This is a genomic window from Mucilaginibacter aquariorum (assembly GCF_024498135.1).
In the GTDB taxonomy this organism is placed as follows: Bacteria; Bacteroidota; Bacteroidia; order Sphingobacteriales; family Sphingobacteriaceae; genus Mucilaginibacter; species Mucilaginibacter aquariorum.
Genome location: NZ_JANHOH010000002.1, coordinates 420,457 through 445,672 on the forward strand (window position 1 = coordinate 420,457; position 25,216 = coordinate 445,672).

Annotated in this window: 32 protein-coding genes; 19 read left to right on the forward strand and 13 right to left on the reverse strand. The window is 41.9% G+C overall.

The window, feature by feature from the left end:
- The first annotated feature begins 95 nt into the window (after window positions 1-95).
- The 8 genes from NPE20_RS12890 to NPE20_RS12925 all read left to right on the forward strand — a co-directional run bounded on the left by NPE20_RS12890 (window position 96) and on the right by NPE20_RS12925 (window position 7,904).
- Complete coding sequence (locus NPE20_RS12890) at window positions 96-851, forward strand: hypothetical protein (protein ID WP_256539070.1); 756 nt, start codon at window positions 96-98, stop codon at window positions 849-851.
- Window positions 852-958: 107 nt separating this feature from the next.
- Window positions 959-3,355, forward strand: a complete 2,397-nt coding sequence (locus tag NPE20_RS12895; protein WP_256539071.1) for a glycoside hydrolase family 3 N-terminal domain-containing protein — start codon at window positions 959-961, stop codon at window positions 3,353-3,355.
- Window position 3,356: 1 nt separating this feature from the next.
- On the forward strand, window positions 3,357-3,908 hold the full coding sequence (locus tag NPE20_RS12900) for a hypothetical protein (protein WP_256539072.1): 552 nt from the start codon (window positions 3,357-3,359) through the stop codon (window positions 3,906-3,908).
- 132 nt (window positions 3,909-4,040) lie between these two features.
- Entirely contained in the window at window positions 4,041-4,838 is a 798-nt protein-coding gene (locus NPE20_RS12905; protein ID WP_256539073.1) for an SseB family protein, read from the forward strand.
- Window positions 4,839-4,888: 50 nt separating this feature from the next.
- Entirely contained in the window at window positions 4,889-5,353 is a 465-nt protein-coding gene (locus NPE20_RS12910; RefSeq protein ID WP_256539074.1) for a GNAT family N-acetyltransferase, read from the forward strand.
- A 195-nt stretch (window positions 5,354-5,548) separates the two neighbouring features.
- The gene (locus NPE20_RS12915; RefSeq protein WP_256539075.1) at window positions 5,549-6,163 is read left to right on the forward strand and encodes a pyridoxamine 5'-phosphate oxidase family protein; all 615 of its coding nucleotides are present in this window, start codon (window positions 5,549-5,551) and stop codon (window positions 6,161-6,163) included.
- Window positions 6,164-6,283: 120 nt separating this feature from the next.
- Entirely contained in the window at window positions 6,284-7,483 is a 1,200-nt protein-coding gene (locus tag NPE20_RS12920) for an ROK family protein (RefSeq protein WP_256539076.1), read from the forward strand.
- A 70-nt stretch (window positions 7,484-7,553) separates the two neighbouring features.
- Window positions 7,554-7,904 (forward strand): hypothetical protein, encoded by a 351-nt coding sequence (locus tag NPE20_RS12925; protein ID WP_256539077.1) that lies wholly within the window; start codon window positions 7,554-7,556, stop codon window positions 7,902-7,904.
- A gap of 422 nt (window positions 7,905-8,326) precedes the next feature.
- On the opposite strand, the gene NPE20_RS12930 is transcribed toward NPE20_RS12925, so the two are convergent.
- The 5 genes from NPE20_RS12930 to NPE20_RS12950 all read right to left on the reverse strand — a co-directional run bounded on the left by NPE20_RS12930 (window position 8,327) and on the right by NPE20_RS12950 (window position 11,336).
- On the reverse strand, window positions 8,327-9,127 hold the full coding sequence (locus tag NPE20_RS12930) for an alpha/beta hydrolase (protein ID WP_256539079.1): 801 nt from the start codon (window positions 9,125-9,127) through the stop codon (window positions 8,327-8,329).
- A 104-nt stretch (window positions 9,128-9,231) separates the two neighbouring features.
- Window positions 9,232-9,891: an MBL fold metallo-hydrolase gene (locus tag NPE20_RS12935; RefSeq protein ID WP_256539080.1), complete on the reverse strand. Its 660-nt coding sequence runs from the start codon at window positions 9,889-9,891 to the stop codon at window positions 9,232-9,234.
- Window positions 9,892-9,943: 52 nt separating this feature from the next.
- Window positions 9,944-10,588 (reverse strand): HAD family hydrolase, encoded by a 645-nt coding sequence (locus NPE20_RS12940; RefSeq protein WP_256539081.1) that lies wholly within the window; start codon window positions 10,586-10,588, stop codon window positions 9,944-9,946.
- Window positions 10,589-10,636: 48 nt separating this feature from the next.
- Complete coding sequence (locus tag NPE20_RS12945) at window positions 10,637-10,789, reverse strand: hypothetical protein (protein ID WP_256539082.1); 153 nt, start codon at window positions 10,787-10,789, stop codon at window positions 10,637-10,639.
- Between the two features lie 85 nt (window positions 10,790-10,874).
- Window positions 10,875-11,336: a VOC family protein gene (locus tag NPE20_RS12950; protein WP_256539083.1), complete on the reverse strand. Its 462-nt coding sequence runs from the start codon at window positions 11,334-11,336 to the stop codon at window positions 10,875-10,877.
- A 140-nt stretch (window positions 11,337-11,476) separates the two neighbouring features.
- Here NPE20_RS12950 and NPE20_RS12955 point away from each other — a divergent pair, with 140 nt between their 5' ends.
- The 3 genes from NPE20_RS12955 to NPE20_RS12965 all read left to right on the forward strand — a co-directional run bounded on the left by NPE20_RS12955 (window position 11,477) and on the right by NPE20_RS12965 (window position 12,725).
- A complete protein-coding gene (locus NPE20_RS12955) occupies window positions 11,477-12,121 on the forward strand; it encodes a Pr6Pr family membrane protein (RefSeq protein WP_256539084.1) in 645 nt (214 codons plus the stop codon).
- Between the two features lie 144 nt (window positions 12,122-12,265).
- Window positions 12,266-12,436 carry a hypothetical protein gene (locus tag NPE20_RS12960; RefSeq protein ID WP_256539085.1) on the forward strand — a complete coding sequence of 57 codons (171 nt, stop codon included), beginning with the start codon at window positions 12,266-12,268 and terminating at the stop codon, window positions 12,434-12,436.
- A gap of 28 nt (window positions 12,437-12,464) precedes the next feature.
- Window positions 12,465-12,725 carry a hypothetical protein gene (locus tag NPE20_RS12965; RefSeq protein ID WP_256539086.1) on the forward strand — a complete coding sequence of 87 codons (261 nt, stop codon included), beginning with the start codon at window positions 12,465-12,467 and terminating at the stop codon, window positions 12,723-12,725.
- A gap of 46 nt (window positions 12,726-12,771) precedes the next feature.
- Here NPE20_RS12965 and NPE20_RS12970 read toward each other — a convergent pair whose 3' ends face one another.
- Window positions 12,772-13,620, reverse strand: a complete 849-nt coding sequence (locus NPE20_RS12970) for a glycoside hydrolase family 16 protein (RefSeq protein ID WP_256539087.1) — start codon at window positions 13,618-13,620, stop codon at window positions 12,772-12,774.
- Window positions 13,621-13,759: 139 nt separating this feature from the next.
- On the opposite strand from NPE20_RS12970, the gene NPE20_RS12975 reads away from it, so the two are divergent.
- Window positions 13,760-14,980 (forward strand): metallophosphoesterase, encoded by a 1,221-nt coding sequence (locus NPE20_RS12975; protein ID WP_256539088.1) that lies wholly within the window; start codon window positions 13,760-13,762, stop codon window positions 14,978-14,980.
- Window positions 14,981-15,001: 21 nt separating this feature from the next.
- Here the strand turns inward: NPE20_RS12975 and NPE20_RS12980 are convergent, their stop codons facing one another.
- Window positions 15,002-16,015, reverse strand: a complete 1,014-nt coding sequence (locus NPE20_RS12980; RefSeq protein ID WP_256539089.1) for an ABC transporter ATP-binding protein — start codon at window positions 16,013-16,015, stop codon at window positions 15,002-15,004.
- A gap of 148 nt (window positions 16,016-16,163) precedes the next feature.
- Here NPE20_RS12980 and NPE20_RS12985 point away from each other — a divergent pair, with 148 nt between their 5' ends.
- Entirely contained in the window at window positions 16,164-16,373 is a 210-nt protein-coding gene (locus NPE20_RS12985) for a hypothetical protein (RefSeq protein WP_256539090.1), read from the forward strand.
- A 24-nt stretch (window positions 16,374-16,397) separates the two neighbouring features.
- On the forward strand, window positions 16,398-16,955 hold the full coding sequence (locus NPE20_RS12990) for a YdeI/OmpD-associated family protein (protein WP_256539091.1): 558 nt from the start codon (window positions 16,398-16,400) through the stop codon (window positions 16,953-16,955).
- Window positions 16,956-17,043: 88 nt separating this feature from the next.
- Here the strand turns inward: NPE20_RS12990 and NPE20_RS12995 are convergent, their stop codons facing one another.
- The 3 genes from NPE20_RS12995 to NPE20_RS13005 all read right to left on the reverse strand — a co-directional run bounded on the left by NPE20_RS12995 (window position 17,044) and on the right by NPE20_RS13005 (window position 18,430).
- Window positions 17,044-17,403, reverse strand: a complete 360-nt coding sequence (locus NPE20_RS12995; RefSeq protein WP_256539092.1) for a DUF1493 family protein — start codon at window positions 17,401-17,403, stop codon at window positions 17,044-17,046.
- Between the two features lie 128 nt (window positions 17,404-17,531).
- Window positions 17,532-18,041 carry a GNAT family N-acetyltransferase gene (locus NPE20_RS13000; RefSeq protein ID WP_256539093.1) on the reverse strand — a complete coding sequence of 170 codons (510 nt, stop codon included), beginning with the start codon at window positions 18,039-18,041 and terminating at the stop codon, window positions 17,532-17,534.
- Window positions 18,042-18,094: 53 nt separating this feature from the next.
- The gene (locus NPE20_RS13005) at window positions 18,095-18,430 is read right to left on the reverse strand and encodes a cupin domain-containing protein (protein ID WP_256539094.1); all 336 of its coding nucleotides are present in this window, start codon (window positions 18,428-18,430) and stop codon (window positions 18,095-18,097) included.
- Between the two features lie 285 nt (window positions 18,431-18,715).
- On the opposite strand from NPE20_RS13005, the gene NPE20_RS13010 reads away from it, so the two are divergent.
- The 5 genes from NPE20_RS13010 (at window position 18,716) to NPE20_RS13030 (ending at window position 22,263) form a co-directional block, all read left to right on the forward strand.
- On the forward strand, window positions 18,716-19,627 hold the full coding sequence (locus tag NPE20_RS13010; RefSeq protein WP_256539095.1) for a DnaJ C-terminal domain-containing protein: 912 nt from the start codon (window positions 18,716-18,718) through the stop codon (window positions 19,625-19,627).
- A gap of 3 nt (window positions 19,628-19,630) precedes the next feature.
- Complete coding sequence (locus tag NPE20_RS13015) at window positions 19,631-19,924, forward strand: chaperone modulator CbpM (protein WP_256539096.1); 294 nt, start codon at window positions 19,631-19,633, stop codon at window positions 19,922-19,924.
- 94 nt (window positions 19,925-20,018) lie between these two features.
- The gene (locus tag NPE20_RS13020; protein ID WP_256539097.1) at window positions 20,019-20,330 is read left to right on the forward strand and encodes a hypothetical protein; all 312 of its coding nucleotides are present in this window, start codon (window positions 20,019-20,021) and stop codon (window positions 20,328-20,330) included.
- Between the two features lie 120 nt (window positions 20,331-20,450).
- On the forward strand, window positions 20,451-21,419 hold the full coding sequence (locus NPE20_RS13025; protein ID WP_256539098.1) for a GlxA family transcriptional regulator: 969 nt from the start codon (window positions 20,451-20,453) through the stop codon (window positions 21,417-21,419).
- Between the two features lie 55 nt (window positions 21,420-21,474).
- The gene (locus NPE20_RS13030) at window positions 21,475-22,263 is read left to right on the forward strand and encodes a DJ-1/PfpI family protein (RefSeq protein WP_256539099.1); all 789 of its coding nucleotides are present in this window, start codon (window positions 21,475-21,477) and stop codon (window positions 22,261-22,263) included.
- Between the two features lie 11 nt (window positions 22,264-22,274).
- Here NPE20_RS13030 and NPE20_RS13035 read toward each other — a convergent pair whose 3' ends face one another.
- The 3 genes from NPE20_RS13035 to NPE20_RS13045 all read right to left on the reverse strand — a co-directional run bounded on the left by NPE20_RS13035 (window position 22,275) and on the right by NPE20_RS13045 (window position 25,207).
- Window positions 22,275-23,048 carry an enoyl-CoA hydratase/isomerase family protein gene (locus NPE20_RS13035; protein WP_256539100.1) on the reverse strand — a complete coding sequence of 258 codons (774 nt, stop codon included), beginning with the start codon at window positions 23,046-23,048 and terminating at the stop codon, window positions 22,275-22,277.
- A 168-nt stretch (window positions 23,049-23,216) separates the two neighbouring features.
- Window positions 23,217-24,875, reverse strand: a complete 1,659-nt coding sequence (locus NPE20_RS13040; RefSeq protein ID WP_256539101.1) for a PAS domain-containing sensor histidine kinase — start codon at window positions 24,873-24,875, stop codon at window positions 23,217-23,219.
- Window positions 24,876-24,877: 2 nt separating this feature from the next.
- Complete coding sequence (locus tag NPE20_RS13045; protein WP_256539102.1) at window positions 24,878-25,207, reverse strand: circadian clock KaiB family protein; 330 nt, start codon at window positions 25,205-25,207, stop codon at window positions 24,878-24,880.
- Window positions 25,208-25,216 lie beyond the last annotated feature (9 nt).

The window sequence follows — 25,216 nt, forward strand, 5'->3', positions numbered from 1 at the left end:
ACATAACGCATAAATACGTAATTGTTTGAGATAACTATAAAGATTATTTAACTGACATGTTAAATTGTTTGTATTTTAGATGCTTAAACCTTGTTATGAATAAAATCTTCCTTTTGCTAATTGTCCTATCATTAATTATTTCCTTTCAATCCTGCAAAAAGGACGGTGCTAAACCACAGTTAGAACAAAGTAAAATTTATTTGGTTAGCAAAATAACTATTGACGATGTATTTGGAACTCATCGAGCTATCAAGTTCACCTATGATAATAACAATAGAATAATAACTTATTCTTCTGAACTATATAATCAATACGAAACGGGGGCTGGTGACCCTTTACGGCTTACTTATGATAATGATAACAAGCTTATTTTAGTAGAACAGGGTGCGCCGGGCAAGCAGCCCGTTAGTAAGATTAAATTTGTATATATCCATAGTAAGCCCGACGATAAGCCCGAAGATATTTCTTACGATAATGGTATAACTACAACTGTATATACTGTGTTTTTAAACAATCAGAACCGGATAATGAAGGTAAATAAAGGGCTTACCTCACTTTACGATAATAATGGTCATTTGATTTTTTTTGGAGGGGTAGACGGTAGTTTGAACCTTGATTTGTGGGGTAACAAATTCGATGATAAAAACAATCCGTTTTTAAATGTTGCGGGGCTAAACCCTTACGTTAATTATGTAGCAGAGCCTTACCCGGTAGTAACGCTTAATAATATTACTCAAACTATGTTAGTCCATCTATTAAATTTAGCTACAATGCAGATAACTTCCCTACAAAGAAAGTGGTCAAACATTTTAACGGTGGCGAGGAAATCACCACTTACGAATACATTGTAAGATAACCTTACGAAAACGTAATAGTTAATTTATTAACCACCCAAAAGGTGTATTTGCTACACACTTTATATATTTGAGATGTAAACCAATATATACTTCTCATCTGTATGAAAAAACTGCTGCTGCTGCTATCGTTGCTTGGGCTTGCCATCTCTGCATCTGCACAACAAAAAAATATTTACCACAAGGGTTGGGTCGATTTTAATAAGAACGGCCGCATGGATGTTTTTGAAGATCCGTCTCAAAACATCGAAAAACGCATTACCGACCTGCTAAGCCAAATGACAGTTGAAGAGAAAACCTGCCAGATGGCTACCCTTTACGGTTACAAGCGTGTGCTGAAGGATGAAATGCCTGTACCCAACTGGAAGAACGAGATCTGGAAAGACGGTATTGCCAATATAGATGAAGAACTAAACAACCTTACCTCGCATACCGACGATGCGCCAACACAATACTCTTACCCGTTTAGTAAACATGCATCAGCAATAAATACTATTCAGAAATGGTTTGTGGAAGAAACTCGTATGGGGATCCCTGTCGATTTTACAAACGAGGGCATCCACGGCCTTAATCACGACAGGGCTACGCCGCTACCTGCCCCAATTGGCATCGGCAGTACCTGGAACAAGCAACTGGTACGGCAGGCAGGGCAAACCGTTGGCCGCGAAGCAAAAGCTTTAGGTTATACCAATGTTTATGCGCCAATACTTGACCCTGCCCGCGATCAGCGCTGGGGGCGTGTAGTAGAATGTTATGGCGAAAACCCATTCCTGATTGCAGAAATGGGCAAACAAATGGTGTTAGGCATACAGGAAGAAGGCGTTGCATCAACGCTTAAACATTACGCGGTTTATAGCGTGCCCAAAGGTGGCCGCGATGGCAGCGCCCGTACTGATCCGCATGTGGCGCCAAGAGAAATGCACCAGATCTATCTGTATCCATTCCGCCGTGTTATACAGGAAGCACACCCAATGGGGGTAATGAGCAGCTATAACGATTGGGATGGCGTGCCTGTTACAGGCAGCTATTATTTCCTGACAGAGTTGCTTCGCCAGCAATTTGGTTTTCAGGGATATGTAGTGAGCGATAGTGAAGCGGTAGAATATTTATATTCCAAGCACAAGGTGGCTATTGATTATAAAGAGGCCGTTAGGCAGGCGGTAGAGGCCGGGCTTAACGTACGCACCAACTTTACCATGCCGCAAACTTTTATTCTTCCGCTGCGCGAACTGATCAAAGAGAACAAAATTTCGATGAAGGTAATTGACTCGCGTGTGGCAGATGTGCTGCGGGTGAAATTCAGGCTGGGTTTGTTTGATAGTCCGTACGTGAAAGACCCCAAAGCAGCCGATAAATTAGTACACACTGCCGCCGATGAGCAAATGAGCCTTAAAATGAACCGTGAATCTATGGTGCTTTTAAAGAACGAGAACAACTTATTGCCGCTTGATAAAAGCAAGTATAAAAATATACTGGTAACAGGTCCGCTGGCTGTAGAGAGTAATTATACGGTGAGCAGGTACGGCCCATCGCATAACCCTATTACATCGGTATTTGATGGTGTTAAAAAGTATGTTGGCGCAGCGGGCAAGGTAAGTTATGTTAAGGGCTGCGATATGGTAGATGCTACCTGGCCCGAGAGTGAAATTATTGAAACGCCGTTAACCTCCGCCGAGCAAGCGGGCATTGATTCGGCAGTGGCGCAGGCCAAACAGTCGGACGTAATTATAGCCGTTGTGGGGGAGGATATGGACCGGGTGGGGGAGAGCCTTTCCCGTACCGGATTAAATTTGCCGGGCCGCCAGTTAAAGCTGATACAGGCTTTGCAGGCAACAGGTAAGCCGGTTGTTATGGTGATGATAAACGGCCAGCCGCTTACTATTAACTGGGAAAACAAATACGTGCCTGCTATTTTAGAGGCATGGTTCCCGAGCACACAAAGCGGGCAGGTTGTTGCCGAAACCCTTTTTGGCGATAACAACCCCGGCGGTAAACTGCCCATTACCTTCCCTAAAACAACAGGCCAAATAGAGTTTAACTTTCCATTCAAGCCAAATTCGCAGGCCGGGCAGGGCGGCAAAAACAGCTGGGGACACACCAGCGTAAACGGAGCGTTATATCCGTTTGGTTATGGGCTGAGCTATACCAGCTTTGAATACAGCAACCTGCAGGTATCGCCAGAAAAAGGGCACTCGCAGGGAGATGTAGCCGTTACGGTAGATGTAACCAACACCGGCCAGCGCAAAGGCGACGATGTAGTACAACTGTATTTAAAAGACGATGTAAGCAGTGTAACAACCTACGAATATGACCTGCGCGGTTTCGAACGGGTGAGCCTCAACCCGGGTGAAAAGAAAACGGTTACCTTTACCCTGCACCCCGATGATCTGGCGCTGCTGGATAAAAACATGAACTGGACAGTAGAACCAGGTACCTTCCAGGTTTGGATAGGTAGCTCATCAATGGATATTAAGTTGAAGAAGGGGTTTGCGGTAGAGTAAAATGTTTAAAAGAATATTATTTTTATTTTTCATCTGCACAAAAGCAGTTGCACAAACACCAGATAAAGATTATTTAGAAACGTTAAATAGTTTTTCAAAACACCCATTTGGGTATGTGGCAATACCTTATGCACCCGACAACCGAAAGAAGCTGATTGTTGAAAATCGTGCATTGTATGAATTTTATATAAAGCATAATATTTCAGGGAAGTATTTAAATTACGTGGAATTTTTGAAGTCGGCATTTGCTAATGGGATCAGTTTTAATGAAAAAGAAATTCGTGATTATCACTTTATAGATGATAAATCCAAGGTGTTTAAAAAATATCAATCCAAAGGGATCAATTTTGTAATAACTAATTATTTGATTCCATTAAATAAAAATCAATTTAGGACTAAAGTTACTGACGACGAGAGTTTGTACACTCTTATCTATATTATGAGTAAGAATATGTATATAGCCTCTCTTTCAGACTATACTGGCTTTTACCAATTTATAACAGTTCCGGAAATTTTGGAGAGAAAAAAGAAAATGTCGAGAAACTATAGATGATTGCGCTCCGTCCGAAAGTCCAGGCTTAGGTTTAATTTAAGTGTATACGATAGAATTATTTTGCTTTGAGCACTACGCTTGAATGGCGGTTACGGTAAGCGGCTACGCTTACATTTAATTTACAATAGAATAATGGGATTTTTAAATTCTTTATTTAAAAAGGAAAAAGCTACAGAGCCGTACAACGGCCTTCCGGAGAATACACAGCTTATTAATTACATTGAGGCCTGGTATAAAACCCCGTCAGATGAAACGTACCGTAAAGCGGTGATGGAATTGATGGACGGTAACCCAACATTACTCTTGCCATCAATTAACGATGAACTTAATATAAAAGATGGTTGGACAACGAGTACAGAAGATACACAACTAAAACTAACGTGTATTTTTGAAGTTGACGGTTTAAAAGCACTGGGCGCATTCACCGATGAAGAATCATTACTTACCTGGTCACGCAGCCGCACAGCGTATGTCGCTTTAAAATCAAACGATGTGCTTAAAATGTGCGAACAAAATGGTGTAAGCAGGTTAGTTATCAATAGTGATGGCTACAACATGTTTGTAATGCAGCGTAGCAGGGATGAAATAAAGCCCCGTGATATTCCCGAGGGTACAACGGTAATGGTTGGTACACCAGATCGCCCATTGCCAAAACGGATCATCGAAAAAATAATATCGGGATTTAAGGCCAATAGCAATATTAAGGAAGCTTATGAGTACATGAACTCATTCTCTGGCGAATACAGCTTAGTTATCGGTGTTGTGTTAGCCGCCGACTCCGAAGAAGCGAGATCTGCTGTTAACTTTGCCGTGCAGGATGCTATCAGGGGTGAGGATTTAGAGCAATCCTTAGATATATTTTTTATACAGGACGATGTTTGGCTGCAAAATATAAAACAAATACCCGGCTCACTATTTTATAGTAAATAAACATGCCACCAAAACGTTTTGACTGGGTTCCCTCAGCTTATTCAAATAATATGCAAAATATCATTATTCGCGAAGCCACTTTGGCGGATATGGATACCTTGCTGCAATTTGAGCAGGGTGTCATCAGCGCTGAACGGCCATTTGACCCCACCTTAAAGGAGAGCGATGCCAAATACTATGACCTTAACGAGTTTATCACTGCCCCACATATTTACCTTGCAGTAGCCGAATTGGATGGCCAGTTAGTAGGCAGTGGCTACTCCCGTATCGAAACCTCAAAGGTCTATCTGAAACATCAGCAACATGCCTATCTGGGTTTCATGTATGTGTTGCCGCAGCATCGTGGTAAAGGGGTAAATAAGCTAATTATTGATGCTTTGAAAGATTGGTCGGTTAAGCAGGGGGTAACCGAGTTTCGCCTGCAGGTTTATTTTCAGAATGCGCCGGCTATAAAGGCCTACGAAAAAGTTGGCTTTAACAGCCACATGATAGAAATGAGAATGGGATTAAGTTAATTATACTCAAGGCAACTTAATCGACGTGGTAATTGCCGTTTGCGATAAAACTATCACCAATTACGTATATGCACTTACCGAAGTACCTGTCGACTGGCCTGCTATACCAGAACTGGTAAATTAAAACAAACTAAACTATTATATTTAAGCCTGTTACCATTGGTAATGGGCTTTGTATATTTAAAATTTTCAATCATGAATTTTGCAAAATTCGCGTTTACCGATAGTATAAAAGCCCTGCAGGAAAAGTACGGCAGCCGTGATGCTTATGCCAATATGGAAAAGCGTACAGATAAAGATGGCTTAACCGAAGACGAAATGGCCTTTATTGAAAGCCGCGATAGTTTTTACATGGCCAGCATTGGCGAAAATAATTATCCGTACATACAACACAGGGGTGGCCCTGCCGGGTTTATAAAAGTCATCAATAATAAAACCCTTGGCCTGGTTGATTTTAGAGGTAATAAACAATATATATCTGTAGGGAATATACTTACCCATCCACAGGTTTCGTTATTCCTAATGGATTATCCGCATCAAACAAGGTTGAAAATTTATGCAGACGCGCGTATTGTAAATATGGAGGATGATCCTGCTCTTTTTAAGCTGTTAGACCCTGCCGGATATAAACACTCGGCCGAAAGAATGATGGTTTTTGATGTAAAGGCATTTGACTGGAACTGCCCGCAGCATATAACCCCACGGTATACCGAAGATGAAATAAAACAGGCCTTTGCTCCACAAAACGAATACGTGTTAAAGCTGGAATATGAATTAGAAAAGATAAAAAAGCAACTGGCTGATAAGTAATAATATGCAGTAGATTAGGCTCAAATTTTAAAAAGTTTCTGAACTTATTGTAGCTTTGTGCATTATTTATAATTTTATAGCAGAAAATACTCTAAACTATTTAAAGCAAGCAGATACTTAATGGAAATAAAAAGCAATGGCGTAAAAAGCGGCTGGTTAAAAAATATGATCATTAAGAGGTTATATTTCGATAAAGCAATGTCGTGTGCCGGGTTAAGCCAGCTTTTTGATAAGAGCATCCCATCTATAGCTAAAGCTATAAACGAATTAATAAAAGAAGGTTTTGTAATAGAGCAGGGGTTTGCACCCTCAAGCGGCGGGCGCAGGCCTTTGATGTACGCCATAAACACTAATGCCATGTTCATACTGGCTGTGGCTATGGATCAGCTATCGGCCCGTATACAGCTAATTGACCTTAATAATAACCCTGTTGCCGAAATGGCCACGGTTGAATTAAAGCTGCATAATAATGATAATGCGCTTCCCGAGCTTATTGATCACCTTAATAATTACATACAGGAAAGCGGTATCGCCAAAAATAAAATAGCAGGTATTGGTATAGGCATGCCCGGTTTTATTAACGCTATTGAAGGCATTAACTACACTTACCTTGATGCGGGCGGCGAAAGCCTGAGTAAATACATTTATAAAGCCACAGGTATCACCACTTATATTGATAACGACTCCAGCCTGATAGCCCTTGCCGAGCAAAAGTTTGGTATTGCACGCTCACAACAGGAAGTTATGGTAATAAATCTTGGCTGGGGTATTGGCCTTGGGATGATCATAGATGGTAAGATCTTCCGTGGTTACAATGGTTTCGCGGGCGAGCTAAGCCACATTCCTTTATCAGACAATGGCGCTTTATGCGTGTGCGGTAAACGCGGTTGTTTAGAGGCCGAGGCATCAATGCTGGTAGTGGCCGAAAAGGCCGAGGAAGGCATTAAGAAAGGCCGTGTAACCAGCCTTAGGCCGCATAATGGCCAATCTAAATTAATGGGCGATGCCCTGATGGAAGCCGCTAACCAGGGCGATCAGTTTGCTATTGAATTACTTACTGATGCCGGTTATAAGATAGGTAAGGCGCTGGCCATCCTTATCCATATCATGAACCCGGCTAATATTGTGTTAAGTGGCCGTGGTGCAAAGGTTGGGCGTATACTAATGGCTCCTATACAACAGGCCCTGCATAAATATTGCATTCCGCGCCTTTCATCGGGTACCGAATTACTGATCTCATCATTAGGTTTTGATGCCGAATTGATCGGCGCGGCCGTTTTGGTGATGGAGAACTTCGACAAAGAAGAAAAAGCAAAATAGTTTGGTGAGGAGTGAGTTGAGAGAGATTGGGCTATACTTAATGATGACGAGAGTTTAAATCATAAATAAAATGATCAGGAACATCTTATCTGTAATAGCAGGCTATTTAATATTCGCGGTAAGCTCGGTTTTGCTGTTTACTTTAACATCGCATAAGCCGCATGCTGAAGCATCAACAGCTTTTAAAATAACCACTATAGTTTATGGCGTGTTTTTTTCTGCTATAGCCGGGTTTGTAGTACAATTGATAGCCAGGCAAAAAACATTAACGTTAAATTATATCCTGGCCCTAGTCATTTTTCTTTTTGCTGCCATCTCACTAATAACTGCCACCGGTACTCATTGGACACAATTATTTGCCATGTTTATTTTCGCGCCTGTATCTATTTTTGGCGGGTATTTGAAACGACGCAAGGTATAATAAGTAACCCAATTGGTTTACGAGATAACATTGCCATATTTATCAAGATTGGTTTGGCATTTTGGACAGGTTGTCCCACCCCATAATGTCTGTTCCGGGCTATTGGGCATGCGGATTATGGGTTGCTTGGTTTGGCATATTGGGCAATACACCCGCTTGAAATTCATACCCCATTTAGATTTGTTTTTGTTGGCTTTTCTAAACCAAATTACAAGCCCTACCACTAAAACTACATAAATAATAAGTTTGATCATTGAAATATCTAAAAGGTGCTTTTTATCTGCCTAAAGATATGGAATTCTTTATCCCTGTTTGAAGGGATTATGTATTATGCACCTGACATGAATATTTCTATGGGCACAAAAAACTCCCATGTGTCACACACTAACACATGGGAGTCCATCATTCTACCCAAAACAATTTTAATTAGTTTCTATACGGTTTGCATTGTATTTAACCACTTCATGCTCCTGCAGCCAGTCGGCAACGTAACCGGCAACTTCCTGCCAGCCTTCCTGTCCGCAGATCCAGTGGCCACGGCTAGCAAATTCTTTATAATTGGATATGCTCATTTCATCATTGTAAGCTTCACTGTTGCGCTTACATAATTCAACCGGTATTGTTTCATCTTTTTCGGCACCTATAAACAAAAGCGGTGAATGTGGCATTTCGGTATCTATCTGCCCGTCTTCGCCCATACAATCGCGCAGCACATTACGGCTATCGTGCGTAGCGGTTTCTTCAAAGGCTTCCTTAGTATCCTCCATGCTCATGGTATTGCAAAACGATTCGTGAAAGCTTTCCAGATCAGTGTAAAATGGTTCATTTCCTTTTAGCGGATTAGCAATAAGGGCGCTGTTCTTCATAAAGCCCCAATCAAACGCCAGCATGGCATTTGGCGCTACAGAAGCTATAGCAACACCTAAATCGGCAAGGCCTTTAGCAACCATCAATTGTACTATTAACCCGCCTACCGAGTGGCCTATTAAAATAGGAGGTTCGTCCTGTACACGAATAAGGCTTTCAAAATTATCAATTATGGTTTTTAGTTCCAGGTCGCCTAAACCTTCGGGTGGATAGTTGCGCAGGTCGGCGGGTTCGCCTTCATGTTTTGGCCATGGCGGTACTATACAGTTATAGCCCCGGTCTGTAAAAAAGGCTATCCAGTTATCCCAACTTTTAGGGTTTTGGAACATGCCATGAATAAAGATAATGGTTTTCATAAGGTAGTTTAGTTTCTACCACTCCCCCTAAAACCATACCAAAGGTTTAATGAATTTCTCAAAAAGAAATAATTGACACTAATTTAAATTTATGTATTTGATTATTAAATCGTTATGCTATCGCCTAATTTATAAATTTCATTGAATTTTATGCCCAATTGCTTAAAGTGCCTGCTGTAATTCTGGTAGCGCTGCTTAATAAAAAAGTCTTTTGCGTAGCCATCATGCACAGGCAATATCTGTTTAGGCTGCACCGCGTCGGCAAAGCCGGCTATGCGTAGTTCATTGGCAAATGGCGCCATGGTAACCATTATCAAAAGCTCGATGCCTTTGTAATTAGTCAGTTTATCTTCCATCGAATCTACCGGGTGCAGTACTTTATCATTAATGATAAAGCCCGTCATTTGTGGTATGGGGTTATCCAGCAATGGTTCATGCTGTACAGATATGGCCTCTAACTTAAAAGGTCCAATATTGTACAAGCCATCTTCTATAAGGCTATAATTTAACCCAGCTTTTTGGATGGCAGTACTCACTTCCATATTAGTATATATGGTAGCCTTGCTTAGTTCCGCTATCTTCTTCAGGTTCTCGGTATCCAGATGGTCGGGATGGATGTGGGTGATGATGATACTATCCACATCGGCAAACATTTGGGGTGTTACAGCACCTTCGGCAAAGCTAAACTTACCGGGGTCGAATAACAGCTTATGCCCGTTTAATTCAAAAACAAGGCAGGAGTGCAGGTATTTGGTGATCTTCATATGAACCGATAATATTTACATTTTTAACTTACCGGAACCAAAAAAGTTTGACCTAGAGTATTTGCGCCAATTCCTCAAAGTTGTTGATAGTAGCGATCTGTCCGCTTTCTACCTTGCCAAACCCATACGATGCAAAAATGAAAGGTACGCCGGCTTTGGTGGCCGACTCATAATCGCCCGTGGTATCACCTATATAAACCGGGTTTTTAAGGTTGTGATCGGTAACAATATCCCTGATATTATCGGCCTTTGGGTTGCCTTTTGTGCCAAAACATTGGTGCGCCAAAAAGTGGGGGTGCATGTTATGCAGATCTAAAAACAATTCGATATAGCCACTTTGGCAATTGCTTACAATGTATAGCTTGTACTTTTTGCCCAGGTAAGTTAAGGTATCGGCAAGATTAGCGTATAAGGTACCGCCTTTTTTGTGCAGGATCTCCAGCTCACTTACCGAGCATAAATATTTTACTTCTTCGCGTTGTTCGTGGCTTAAAAAAGGGAACAGGGTTTCAAAGATCTTATCATAGGTCATTCCTGTAATGGAACGTACACGGTCGCGGGTCATTACCTCGTGGCTCATGTAAGTCGCTTTCGCAAGGGCCGCTTGCCATGCCTCGGTAACGGTATCGGTGCTATCCCAAAGGGTACCGTCTAAATCAAATATTATACTGTCGAATTTATCTTTTAAGCTATCCATTCCTGCGTTTTGTGCCGCAAAAATAGAAGTTTATTTTATTGAGACCGATTAATATATTGGGAATTGACCGTATATAAACATTAAAGACATAAACGGAATGGTAAGTAAAAGAAATACCCTTGCTTGTTCTACTTTATCAGAGTCGCCTTTAACAAATACGTGGTTAAGATCGGTTAATATGGTTTTTATCGCGTTTTTCATGGTAAACATATTTAATTGTGGTTTCTGTATATGTGACCATGAAGAATTTGAAAGGTTTAACGGGTATGCAATTGTAAACTACATGTTACTTTGCATCGTTTATTTCTATCCAATAACCATCCGGGTCCTGGATGTAAACCTGCGATACGCCATCTACGCGGTGCTCAACCTGCCCGGCTACACCTTTCCAGTTACAGTAGGTGATCTTTTTCTCGTTAAGCAAGGCTATAAATTTGGAGATGGAAGGCACGCTGAAGCAAATGTGATCGGCAATAAGTTTTGGGGCAGTAGAGCAATCGCTCTGTATAACGTGCATGGCAATTTTGGGGGCAATGCTATACCAGGTGTGAACGGTATCTTTAAAAGGGTTTGGAACTATTTTTAAATTTAAAACCGAAGTATAAAAGGCATTGCTTTTTTTAAGATCTTTTGAGCAAAGGGCCACATGGTTAAACACCGTTTGCGCGCTGCTTATTAATGGAAAGCTCAATAATAGTACTAATGCGATCTTAATAGTACTGGGTTTTAATTGGATGTAGTTTAACATATTACAAATTGTTAATGTGTGTTAAATATACACTTTGCGGCTTATCCCCTTAAAGTTTTTTTAATAATCATTGTAACAATGTAAATATACTTCTTGCCTATATTGTACATTATTAAATAACTGAAAACCTCACGAACGCTATGCAAACAAAAAATAATGCTGTTATTGCCATTAGCGCATTAATCGCGATACTTACCTGGTTCGCGCTTATCCTGCAGTTTTATTTGTCAATGACAGCTTACCTGGCAAAAGGGCGTACATTAGGCGGAAGCCTGGTGGAGTTTTTTAGTTATTTCACTATTCAATGCAATTTACTTACGGCTATCGGGCTTACCGCTGTGGCAGTGAGCGGGTTTAATAAAAGTTTTTTCTCAAGGCGGGGAGTGTTAACGGCTATCGCGGTTTATATTAGTATTGTATGCCTGGTTTATAATATCGTATTACGCGGAACTGTGCACCCGGTAGGTTGGCATAGGGTAGCTGATGAACTGCTTCACGCTGTTTGCCCGCCGTTGTTTGTACTTTTTTGGGTGATATATGTGCCCAAGCAAAACATCAACTGGAAAGATGCTTTTAGCTGGCTCTGGTATCCTTTCTTCTATTTGGTTTATATACTGATAAGGGGAAGTCTGTCTGCGTTGTATCCATACTTTTTTCTTAATGCAGTTAATTTGGGCTACCCCCAGGTGTTTATAAACATAGCTATGCTGATGGTGGTTTTTTTGGCCTTTTGCATGCTTTATGTTTTTATAGCGCGGCTAATAACCAGGCGAACCGCTGCATAAATATCGCCTTCCAAATACCTTCCCGGCTTTCAGAATTCCTTTGTAACGATTTAGTGATACTCGCTTGCGCGGATTAAACTTTGCATTCCGGGCTTAGTTTAACATTTAAACAAACAAGAGTTAAGTACTTAAAAAATATCGATTATGAAAAAGGAAATAGTGAGATTGTTAGCGTTATTAGTATTTGGCGCAGCAGCATTAAGCAGTTGTTCAATTGAAAACAGGGGCCACAGGGGCAGGTATAATCATAACCGCCATCATGACCGCTACCACGATAATGACCGTGACCATGACTATCATTATCGCGGTTACTGATCAAATTCAAAATAATAAAATCTAATACATGAAATACTTAAAAATATTTGCCGTAGCCGTAGTTGCAATGTTTGCCGTTGAAGGCGCAAAAGCACAAGTAGTAGTACATGCCCGTATTGGCTCGCCCGCGCCCCCTGTACGCACAGTTGTAGTAGAAAGGCCGGTTGAGCGCCGTGTTGTTGTAGTTGACAGGTATCACCGCCGCTCGCATTACCGCAGAACGGTAGTGGTGAGCAGGCCGGCTTATTACCGAGCGCATCACAAACGTGTAGTGGTAAGGCATTATTAATAGATCATAAAAACGCCCTCCCGATTATCGGGAGGGCGTTTTTATGCTACTTGGTTATCAGTACCCAATCTACATATACGTTAGCCTTCCCGGCCTTAATTTTATCAACCGATGCCTGCGATAAACCGAAATAGGGTTTAGTGATCTTGTTCACCCCGTTAGGGTAACCGCCACCCAAAGCAAAGTTCAATATTAAAAACTTAGGGTTATCAAAGGCCCATTTGCCATACTTCTCAACCATTGGTTTTGTAACGGTGTAAGTTGCTTTACCGTCTATCTTAAAAATAATACTATCTGCTGTCCAATCTACGCTGTACACATGCCATTGGGTAGCATCAACACCTTTAGGGAAAGTTGCACGATAAACCAATGGCGTATTGCCAAAGTAACCTGACCCATGCAAGGCGTTGCTGGTCCATGATGCATCGCCAACGGTTTCCATTATATCAATTTCGCCGCAGTCGGGCCATTCGCCACCGCCTAAGGCCCAAAATGCGGGCCATAAGCCTTCGCCGCCCGTAACCTTCATCCGTGCGGACGCGCTACCGTAGGTGAACATTACTTTATCGCGCGTATTTATCCTGCCCGATACAAAATCGTATTTCTTTCCTTCTGCACTGGTATGCCCGGCCTTGTATAAAGCTTTTAAGACCAGCGCACCGTTGGTAGCACCCTCGGTTTTGCCTTTAACGGTAGATATGGTTGTGCCATTATCTACATAGGCCTGTTGCTCGTCATTAACCGTACTGCCGGTAATCTCAACGTTCCATTTGCTGCGATCAAGCGCCTTGGCGTTAAAGTCTTCAAAAAATACGGTATCTTTTTTTGTTTGCTGCGCGATTACTGCTGTAGAAAACAATAGCAAGGCCGAAAGAGTTAATAAGCGTGGTTGCATAAATTTAAATTGGTGGCTAAAAATAAGTAATAACCTGCAAAGCAGCGTTTTTACATCCAAATTACCTTTACTTTTTTATATTGCGGCCTAAAGGCTTTACACAATGCATAGAGGCGGTTTTCTTAAAGTATTCCTCATTATGTCAGCAATTTCCCTGCTGATGGACTGGTACGTTTTTATGGGGTTGCGCACCTTTACTGCCGACTGGCGATCTCGCCCCTTGCGGCTTATAGTTACCTGGGGTTTCCTGCTGGTATCGGTAGGGGTGACCGCGCTATTTTTATTTGGCTTGAGCAGCTTAAGTACTGCCCGGGGTATGACACCTTTTCATGAATGGATGCTGAGTTTGTTCCTTACTTTTTTGGTAACCAAATTATTCTTTGTAATCGTGCTTTCGCTGGGCGATTTAGGGCGTTTTTTATACGGAATTGTACGTTCTGTGGCCGATAAAAAAACCAGTGAGGGCTTCTTTCCGTCGCGCCGTAAATTTATTACCGAGATAGCCATATTGATTGCAGCGATACCTTTTACATCGTTTTTTTACGCGATGTTTCGCGGCAAATATGATTATAAGGTGCACAGGCAAACCATATATTATGATGAACTGCCGGATGCTTTTGATGGATTTACCATAACGCAACTATCAGATATTCACTCCGGTAGCTTTGATAATGTAAAGGCTGTGCAGCGCGGCATAGATCTGGCCATAGCTCAAAAGTCTGATCTGTTTGTATTCACCGGCGATCTGGTTAACAATGCCGCCTGGGAAATTGAGCAGTACATAGACCGTTTTGGGAAGATAAAAGCGCCTTTTGGTCAGTTCTCGATATTAGGTAACCACGATTACGGCGATTACATCAAATGGAACAGCGAGCAGGACAAACACGCTAACCTTGCAAAACTAAAACAGCATCACGCCGAACTTGGTTATCGCCTGCTGCTTAACGAAAATGTTGTGCTGGAAAAAGGCGGACAAAAAATATCACTGATAGGTGTGGAAAATTGGGGCAGAGGTTTTATCCAATTAGGTGACCTTGACCGGGCCATGCAAGGTGTTGATAAAGAAACGTTTAAGGTGCTTTTATCGCACGACCCAAGCCATTGGGAAGAGAAAGTACGTTATCATCCTACAGAAATACATTTAACATTGGCAGGCCACACCCACGGGGCACAGTTTGGTATTGAAGCCGCCGGTTTACGCTGGAGTCCGGTTAAATATCAGTATGTGGACTGGGCTGGTTTGGCTAATCATAAAAATCGTTACCTGTATGTAAACCGGGGCTTCGGTTTTCTGGCATTCTCCGGAAGGCTTGGCATTTGGCCGGAGATAACGGTTATAACGTTGAAAAAGAGGTCTTAACAATATTGGCCATTAGTATAGTTAGCTTAGCCACTTCCCAAATTCGTGAAACTTTTTAATGCTGATGCCAATTTTACTGCCAACAGGATATTTGCGGCGGGCATAATTAATAACACGAAGAGAAACTTCTTCGCGTTCGATGATCAGTTCTTCAAAAAAGCCTTTAAAAAGCACTTGCTTTACCGTCCACTTAGTGCCCACTCCGAGTGGGGAAATACTAATGTTTTCGGCGTAAATAACCACTGTACTCCGTTTTGATTTTATGCCACAAACTTTGGCCTGTGCTGTAGTAAGCTCGCTGCAGCTAACCAATATTTTAGCGGTGTAAAGCAACTTAGGCGAGTGATAAAGTCCTTCCGGCGAACCATATTCTACAATTTCGCCCTCTTTAATAACAATCAACTCGTCAGCCATAGAAAGCAGTTCGGCCGGGTCATGCGATACCAGGATAACGGTTACGCCCCATTCTTTAACTATCTGGCGAATATCATGCTGAAGGCTTTCGCGGTAATTGGCATCTACCTGGTTAAATGGCTCGTCAAGCATCAATACTTCGGGGCGGTTTATCAGGGCTTTTGCAATAGTAACACGCTGCTTTTCGCCACCGCTTAGTTTACTAAAGCGTTGGTCGCGCAGGTCATAAATACCCAGCAGATTTAACGCTTGGGTAACCTTCTGGATTTTATAATTGGCATCTTCAGTAGGCAGGCCTTTGCCCACATTTTCCCAAACATTTGCGCCCATATCCATATCGGTATTATCCTGGCTTACCATAGTAATTACCTTGTGGGCGGTAGTGATATGTGCAGTGCGAACAGGCAGGGGCTGGCCATGAAAAAACACATCGCCCGAGTCTGGCTTCATGGTGCCCGATAGGAGTTTAAGCAAGGTTGTTTTACCACTGCCGCTTTCGCCAACAATGGCAGTTACTTTGCCCTTAGGTATAAAAACGGTGATATTATTAACGCCTGAAGACTTATCGCCAAAAAAGTTTTTGGTAACCGATATGGTTTCCAGTATCAGATCATCTTTCATTTTTAACCAGGGAATAGCTTAATGTATAACTTGTACCAAACCTAATCTATAAAATGGTATTGGCCAAAAAAAAGTAAAATGTGATAGTTATATGGGGCAAACAATTTAGGCCAAATTAACATTCCACTAATGACTAATAACCAAAATCATGAACAAAACTATCGGAATTGTACTCATTATTATCGGCGCAGTAATGCTGATATGGACAGGTTTTACTTACACCAAGAAAGAAAAGGTTATTGATGCCGGGCCAATACAAGTATCTGCCGACAGGCAAAAAACGGTTAACTGGCCGCCATATTTGGGTGGTATATTACTGGTGGGTGGGATTGTTATTGTTGCAACTTCAAAAAAATAATAAACAGGCTGTATATTAGCTTTTATGGAACCTCACTTTTTTAAAACGCCGGCTGATTTTCGTGCATGGCTGCAGCAGCATGCCAATAAAGAAACAGAATTACTGGTTGGGTTTTACAAAATAGGCAGCGGCAAGCCAAGCATTACCTGGCCACAATCTGTAGACGAAGCACTATGCTTTGGCTGGATAGACAGCGTGCGAAAATCAATAGACGAAGAAAGCTACACTATTCGCTTTACCCCGCGTAAGGCCACCAGCATATGGAGCGCCGTTAACATGAAGAAAATAGCCGAACTTACCGAAAAGGGCTTGATGCAACCTGCAGGGATCGCCGCTTATGCCAAACGACAGGAAAGTAGATCGGTCATATACGCCTTCGAGAACGAAGCGAAAGAACTAAAACCCGAATATGAGCGGCAGCTAAAAGCCAATAAAAAAGCCTGGGAGTACTTTGAATCGCAGGCGCCGTGGTATAAAAAAGTTTCAATCCATAGAATAATGACTGCTAAACAGGAAAAAACGCAATTAAGCCGTTTAGAAGCCTTAATAAAGGCGAGCGAAAAGGGGGAAAGGACTGGGTAAGGATGCAGGGGCTGAACCGCCGAAAGATATGCGTAAAGGGCTTGTCGCTAATGGTTCGACAAGCTCACCATGACAACAATCGATTGATTTACACCAACTTCCCGTTCTGCAGGGCATCTTGTAAAACCGCCACCTTAAATTTGGGTTTATAGCAATAGCCTGCCAGTTTTTTTACCCATGATCGTTTATAGCCAAACATTAGTTTAAGTACGCGCACCCGTGTAGAGCCTTTAGGATAACCATACTTATACCAGCTAAATTTAGAGGCGTCGACCTTGAAGTGTTCAGAAAATTCCGCGATGAAGAGATCTATCTCTATGTCGTAGATATCAAGGTCGAGATCAATGCTGGTATTAGTATCCAGTATCGAAGGATCAACCCGGTAAACTTTATACCGGTTACAGTAATCAATTATAAAATCTTTTAACTGCGGTTGAATTTGCTCCATACAATGCCTTAATAACTTGATTAAAGGACACCGTTTTTTGCCCGGCGTTGCAGGTTAAATATAAGAAAAACAGATTTTACTTTTCAAAATTTAACATTTATTAACCAAACAAGCCGTTGTACAACAAGTTATACGCTCTTTTCCAGTTTAAACATTTCAACAGGTTGTTTTAAAATGCCGAACTTTTCGGTTATAACAAGTGGCATAACTTCACCGGTTTTGCTGTACCCGCGCCTTTCGTACCATTCCAATAGCTCTGTACGGGTGGTTATAACGGTCATGGTGATGGTATGATAATTAATACTTCGGGCATACTCTTCTGCTGCCTGTAATAACTGCCTGCCCAGGCCATTGGCTTGTAACACAGGGGATACAGTTAGCATACCCAGGTAAAGTTTGTCAACCCGTTTTTGCAGATAAACACAACCGGTTATTTTGCCTTCATCGTTAGTATTCTTTAGGATGACAGCATTCGGATCGGCCATTTGCTCGGTCAGGCCCTCGTTATCAATGCGTTGCCCGCCAATAAGGTTGGCTTCGGTAGTCCAGCCTTTTTTAGAAGATTCACCACGGTAGGATGAATTGATCAATACAACCAATTCGCGAACATCGGCAAGGGTAGCAAGTGTAATAGACATGCCGCAAATTTATTAATTAACCACAAAAGCCATAATTAAACTATGCCGATTAATTACAAATTACGATAATCTTCCCGCACGGGGCTAAACACATCTATTAGCTTACAATCTGTAATAGCCAAACCACTGTGACGCACATTTGGCGGGATAATGGCAAACAGGCCGGCATCTAATACCTGCGGGATACCGTTCACGGTTAGTTCAAATTGTCCTTCAAGCACAAAAGCGCATTGCTCGTGTATATGGGCATGATCGGGCACTGTGTTGCCGGCCTTTACTTCAATAAAGTTGATGGTGTTGTTGGCGGTGTGTATCAACTTAGAGAAAAAGCCCGGGGCAATTTCTTTGGTAGGGATATTAGCGAATTGATGGAAGATGTTGGTGTCCATTGGAAAGTGTTTAAGCAGGCAAGTTAATAAAAGGTAGGATTTAGAATGATCTTATTTAATACATAATTAAGAACAACATGTTAATGATCAAACGCTAATCCATCACAGGGGAAAACTTTTAATACATTTAATACGCGGTTGGGCTTGGTTTAAAAGTTAAATTTGTAGGGGCGATTGTGGGCATGGTTTTAATAATAGGTGTGTAATTTATACAAAAGGCATGTAAATTAAACAGCAATTATAACTTCGCCCTAATTTTGCCGTTCTAATTAAACATTGTAATCTATGGCATTTATTGACTACTATAAAATACTAGGTGTAAATAAAAGTGCGTCTGAAAAAGAGATTAAAAGTGCATACCGCAAACTTGCCCGCAAACATCATCCCGATCTTAACCCAAACAATGCCGAAGCCGAAAAACAATTTAAGCAGGTAAACGAGGCCAACGAGGTTTTAAGCGACCCCGAAAAACGTAAGAAATACGATAAATACGGCGAAAACTGGCAACATAGTGAAGCTTATGAGCAGCAAGCCAGGCAGCAAAGCCAGCAGCGCAGCTATGGGGGCGGTGGTGGCCAGCAGGACTTTGGAGGATTTGATTTTGGAGGTGGCGGCGGTGATTTTTCTGACTTTTTCAACTCCATGTTTGGTGGTGGCCCGGCGGGTGGCAGCAGCGGCCGTTCGCAACGATACAGGGGGCAGGACATGAATGCCGAACTGCAGTTAAACCTGCGCGATATACTGGAATCTAAAAAACAAACTATAACGGTAAATGGTAAAAATATCCGTCTTACCATCCCTGCAGGGATAGAAAATGGGCAAACCATAAAAATTAAAGGCCACGGCGGTGCCGGAAGCAATGGTGCACCGGCGGGCGATCTGTACATAAAATTTGCTATCCCCGAAGATGCCGAGTTTAAACGTGTAGGCAACGATTTGTACCGCAGTATAGGCCTTGACCTGTATACAGCGGTTTTAGGAGGCGAAATTACGGCTGACACCCTTACAGGCAAGGTGAAACTGAAAGTACAGGCAGGCACGCAACCCGGAACTAAAGTGAAGCTTAAAGGCAAAGGCCTCCCGGTATACAAAAAGGATAACCAATCTGGCGACTTATATCTAACCTATAATATACAACTACCTACAAACCTTAATCCAAAACAAAAAGAGTTATTTGAAGAACTGGCTAAATCATAATTTATGAGAACAGAGAATTTGATAACAGTGAAGGATTTTTGTGTATACCATAATGTAGAACACACATTTGTTGAGTACCTGGCGGATGCCGGGCTGGTTAAAGTAACTACAGTGAATAAAACCCATTGTATCCCGCTTGATGAAATACAGAAGCTGGAACGCTTTGTGCGCTTGCACAACCAGCTGGAAATTAATGAACCGGGCGTTGCAACCATAAATAATTTGCTGCAAAAATTAGATGATATGGAGCAGGAAATGAGTGTTTTAAGGAGCAAATTGCGGCTTTACGAAAAGTGATATTCCAAAAAGGAGTGAATTTTAATTAAACCATGCTGCCGTTATGGTGTCATAGATACAAATGAAACAATAATTGTAACTAAAATTCACTACTATGAAACTGATTAAAATTTCAATAATAGCATTGGTATTAACCCTGGGCGCACAATTTGCAAAAGCGCAGGTAAGTGTTGGGATAGGCGTAAATTTAGGCGCCCCTGTACGTGTTATTGAAAGACCATATTATTATGATGATTACGACCGCGTGGTTTACTATGACCGCCCGGTACGCAGATATTACGCCCGCCCGGTTTACAGGGCGCGTTATTATGAACGCCCGGTTTATCGCCGCCAGGTAGTTTACCGCGAACACTATCGCGGTCACGGATGGGGACATGGCAGAGGCCGTGGTCATGGAAGACACTAATTTTTAACATAAATATATATGAAGCCCTTTAGCAATGAAGGGCTTTTTTTATGATAAATAGGAGGCTATCTACGCTGCTATTTTTATTATGTTTGATGCATATTGTAGCATTTTGATGAAATGAGTGTATCTGCAAAACTTGTACAGGCTGTATTTGTGATCCCGCCGAGGGTGCATTTGTTGGATATTACCGGCCCCGCTCATGTTTTTTATGAGGCCGCAGATTATGGAGCCCCTTTAAAGCTGCATTTTTGCAATATTCATACCCAGGAAAGTAGTATTCAAAGCAGCAGCAGCCTGTTTTTATCTAATCTTATAAACTATAACGAACTTGACCTGCAACCCGGGGATGTGATATTTGTGCCCGGCCTGGAATCGTCATTATTAATGGGTGATGGATTTTTAACCTCATCAAGAGCATTCCAGTACTGGTTAAAAAAGCAGTATGATGACGGCGTTAAAATATGCTCGGTATGTACCGGCGCGTTTTTACTGGCCGAAGCTGGCCTGCTTACCAATAAAGAATGTACTACACACTGGAAGTTTACAGATAGGTTTCAGACCAGGTTCCCTCAAACTTTATTGAAAAGTAACCGCCTGTTTGTAAAGGCAGACAACATTTACACGAGCGCGGGTGTTTCGTCGGGTATCGATCTGGCTTTATTTATGCTCGAAGAGTTGTTTGGTTCGGGCTTCGCCGCCAAAATTGCCAAAGAGATAGTGGTGTATATCCGCCGTACCGAATCAGACCCGCAAATAAGCGCGTTTATGCAATTTCGCAACCACATGGATCAGCGCATACATACAGTGCAAGATCTGCTGTCGCAATCGTTAGATAAAAAGCTAAGTATAACGGAACTTGCAGCAGAAGTATTTATGAGCCCCCGCAACTTAACCCGCCTGTTCAGAAAAACCACTCAAATAAGCATAGGCGATTATCTTAAAAAACTCCGTAACGAACGTTCTGTTCATATGATAGCCGATGGTTATACTATGCAGGCAGCGGCACAAAGCTGTGGCCTTAAAAGTACCAATCAATTGCGCTCTATTATAAAAAATCAGGTTAATGATGGCCTGATGCTGCGCTAACTTGGCTGTAATGATCTAAGCCGCATAAGTAGCTTTGCGCATAAACTAAATCATCATGAAAAAAATACTTTTACTAATTGTTATATGCCTACAGGTATGTGTTGTTAACTGTACATCGGCGCAGCCGAAAGCTAATTACTATTGCCCGCCCTGCGGCGATTGTGATAAAATAGCCTATAAAGCACCCGGAAAATGCCCGCATTGCGGAATGACCCTGGTGAAGCAAACCGCTGCAGAACATGATAAAAACACAAAACGATATAAGGTGGCTTTTTATCTGCAAGATGGGGTAGAGGTATTGGATTTTGCCGGCCCAATGGAAGTTTTTGCTTACGCCGGATTTGATATTTTTACCGTATCGGCAACTAAAGACCAGATCAAATCGCAAGGGATACTAAAAGTGACACCCGATTATAGTATTGACGATGCCCCACATGCCGATATACTGGTGTTTTTTGGCGGTAATGCAGGCGTTGCTGCTAATAATCCTAAAGTAATAAGCTGGGTAAAAAAGCAGACAAATATTGATTACTACTTTTCGGTTTGTACAGGTGCATTTATATTGGGCAAAGCAGGGTTATTAGATAATTTAACCGCAACTACCTTCCACTTGAGCATTGAGGATTTGAAAAGGGATGTCCCTAAAGCTAAAGTTCTAAAAAATGTGCGTTTTGTTGATAACGGTAAAGTGATAACTACTGCCGGTATATCTGCCGGTATTGATGGCGCCCTACACCTTGTAGAAAAAGTACGTGGTATTGAAGCCGCTAAACAAGTCGCCGTCTATATGGAATATGATAAATGGATACCGCAACAAGGGTTGATTATTGCCAAAAGCAAATAATATCTCTGTAATTATTTCTTTTCTAAAAAGTTGTTTAGCGCGTGCTGGGTAAATTCAGATAATACCAGCTCGCCGCTAATGGCGGCACGTTCGGTGAGTAGCTGGTCCCAATCTTCAGTACCTTCCCAAAGTATTTGTTTAAGCCCTACAAGCGCCTGGGGGTGGTAGGAGGCAAGTTTATGTGTAAGCGTGTCCAAGGCTTCATCCAGTAATTTAACATCGGCATACACCTCGTTATACAGCCCCTTCTCCATAGCCCATTGTGCCGACTGAAAATCGACCGCGCGGATAGTTAGCTGAGAAAAAGCCGGCAACCCTATCTTACGTATCACTGCGGGGGATATTACAAATGGGCCTATACCTATAGCCAGTTCGCTTAATTTAATGGATGCAGCTTCTGTTGCCAGGCAATAATCGGCACCTGCAGCAAGGCCTACGCCGCCACCCACAGCTTTACCCTGTATGCGGGCTATGATGATCTTGGGCGATTTGCGACAGGCGTTTATTACATTAGCAAAACCCGAAAAAAATACCGCGCCTGCCTCTTTATCTTTTATTTGTAGTAATTCGTCAAAGCTGGCACCTGCGCAAAATGTGCGTTCGCCGGCGCTCTGTAAAACAATAACCTTTGTTTGCGGGTCGTTGCCTGCTTCGTTTATTTTATCGGTAAGTGCCTGTAACAGGTGGGCAGGCAGCGAATTTTGTGCAGGATGATAAAAGCCAATGGTTGTAATGCCATCGGCACTGGTATTAATAACTACGTTTCCGTTAATGCTATCGGTCATAATTGAACTGGTGATGAATACATGGCAATATCCGTAATTTAAATGAGCCTGCAAATTTTCAAGATGTTCAAATGCGAATTACTATGCGACGTTATTAATGCTGATACCAATGGTTTATGTTGCCATCTGCGGAGTATCGAACAGCAATAAGACAGAATTAAATTATAATTAAATCAATGGTAGTTCGAAGTAAAAGGTAGAGCCCTGGCCGGGTTCGCTTGTAACACCGATGGTGCCGTTATGATTAGTGATTATCTCGTGCGAAATATATAAGCCCATACCTAAACCACTGGTCATGTTCTTTTTATCCTCTACCCGATAAAAACGTTCAAATATCCTGCTTTGCTGATCTTGGGATAAGCCAATGCCCTGGTCTGTTACAGATATCCTTACATTGTTACCATATTTTACAGCTGTTACAGATACATTTTTATTGCTTTGCGAATACTTTACCGCGTTGTTTAACAGGTTCATTAATACTTGTTCAAGGCGTTCGGTATTTCCTTTTACGGTAAATGTATCAGCTATATGTTTTTCAAACTGATAGGATGGATAAACATGTTCGGCATTTTCAATACACTGATTTATCAGGTTGGTAATATTTACATCAGATAAAGCATATTCTAACCTGCCGGCTTTTATTTTACTCACATCAAGCAAGTCGTTAATAAGGCTTTGCAGCTTATTTATAGATAAACTCGCCTTGCTTATATATTGCTGAATTATTGGGGGCAGTTCTTCTTTTTTATATCCTGCAATTAGCTGCAGGTAACCTTTTAAACTGGTTAATGGTGTTTTAAGTTCATGACTGGCAATACCAATAAACTCGTCCTTACGATCCATCTCCCGTTTCTGGTCTTCAATATCTGTAGCTGTACCCACCCAGAATATAATTTCGCCCTTATCGTTCTTTAGTGGTTTTGATCGGTTAAGATGCCAGCGGTAAACCCCATCGTGCCTGCGGTAACGGTTCTCTACTTCAAACATCTCACCAGTTTTTAATGATCGGGCATACTTTTCAGCTGTTTCTTTCAAATCATCGGGATGTACCAGTTCTTTCCAGCCAAAACCGCCCATGGTTTCAAAATCTTTACCCGTATAATCATACCAGCGCTGGTTGTAAGAGTTTACATTACCATCGGGCAAATTGGTCCATGTCATTTGCACAATATTGTTTGTAAGCAGTTTAAAGTGCTCGCGGCTTATTACCAGGTCATGTGTGCGTTCTTTTACGGTAGCTTCTAACGAGCTATTTAATTTCTGCGTATTAGCACGCGATTCTTCGAGTTGCGCATTACGCAGGTGTAGCTGCTTTTCGGTTTCTTTTAATACGCTTAAATCGGTAATAATAATGCTGAGCGCCATGCCGCTATCAAGCTCAATAGTGTTACAAGAGAACATGCAGTGCATATCTTTGCCACCGCCATCTTTCAAAATAATTTCCTGCCTGCAATCCTCCTCCCAGCTGCTGTGTATCAACTGTTCCAGTTTATCTTTTGACTCATCGGGGACAAAAGAGGCAAGGGGCATGCCAATTGTTTTCTCTAATGGAGTATCTGTCATTTCGGCGAAGCGGGTATTACAATACAAAACTATGCCGTCGCGGTTTATGGTGACCGCTCCTTCGCTCATTTTCTCAATAAACACACGGTAAGTTTGGTCGGCCGTTTTTAAGGTGTACAGCTGGTGGCCGGTTTTATCCTTTACCACCAGGGCATCAACCTGCCCGGTGCGTATGGCATTAATAGTTTCATGTGCTTCTTCAAGCTGAAACCGTAGCTCTTCTATTTCACTTAAAAGTTCTTTATCTGAATTGGGTTGCTCCATAATTAACTGTTTGTGGCAAGGCCAAGTCCTTTTAAAACTCTATTTGTATCGCTCATATCACCTATCATCCTTCTTTTAGGATAAGGTGATAATTTTATCATTAAAGGCACTGCTATTACATCTTCCCCCTGGGCAAGCTGTGGTTGCTGGTGAATATCTATTATTTCCAGGTTGTAGTTACCCGGCAGATATTCTTCACAAATAGATTTTATATTTTCTACCGCACGAATAGAGTTAGGGGATGCCCCTGTTATAAACAAACGCAACACATAAATCCCAGACCCGGTATCCCCCTCGTTGTATCTCTCTAAAACCCCACTCTGATCGGCCATAACTATCTA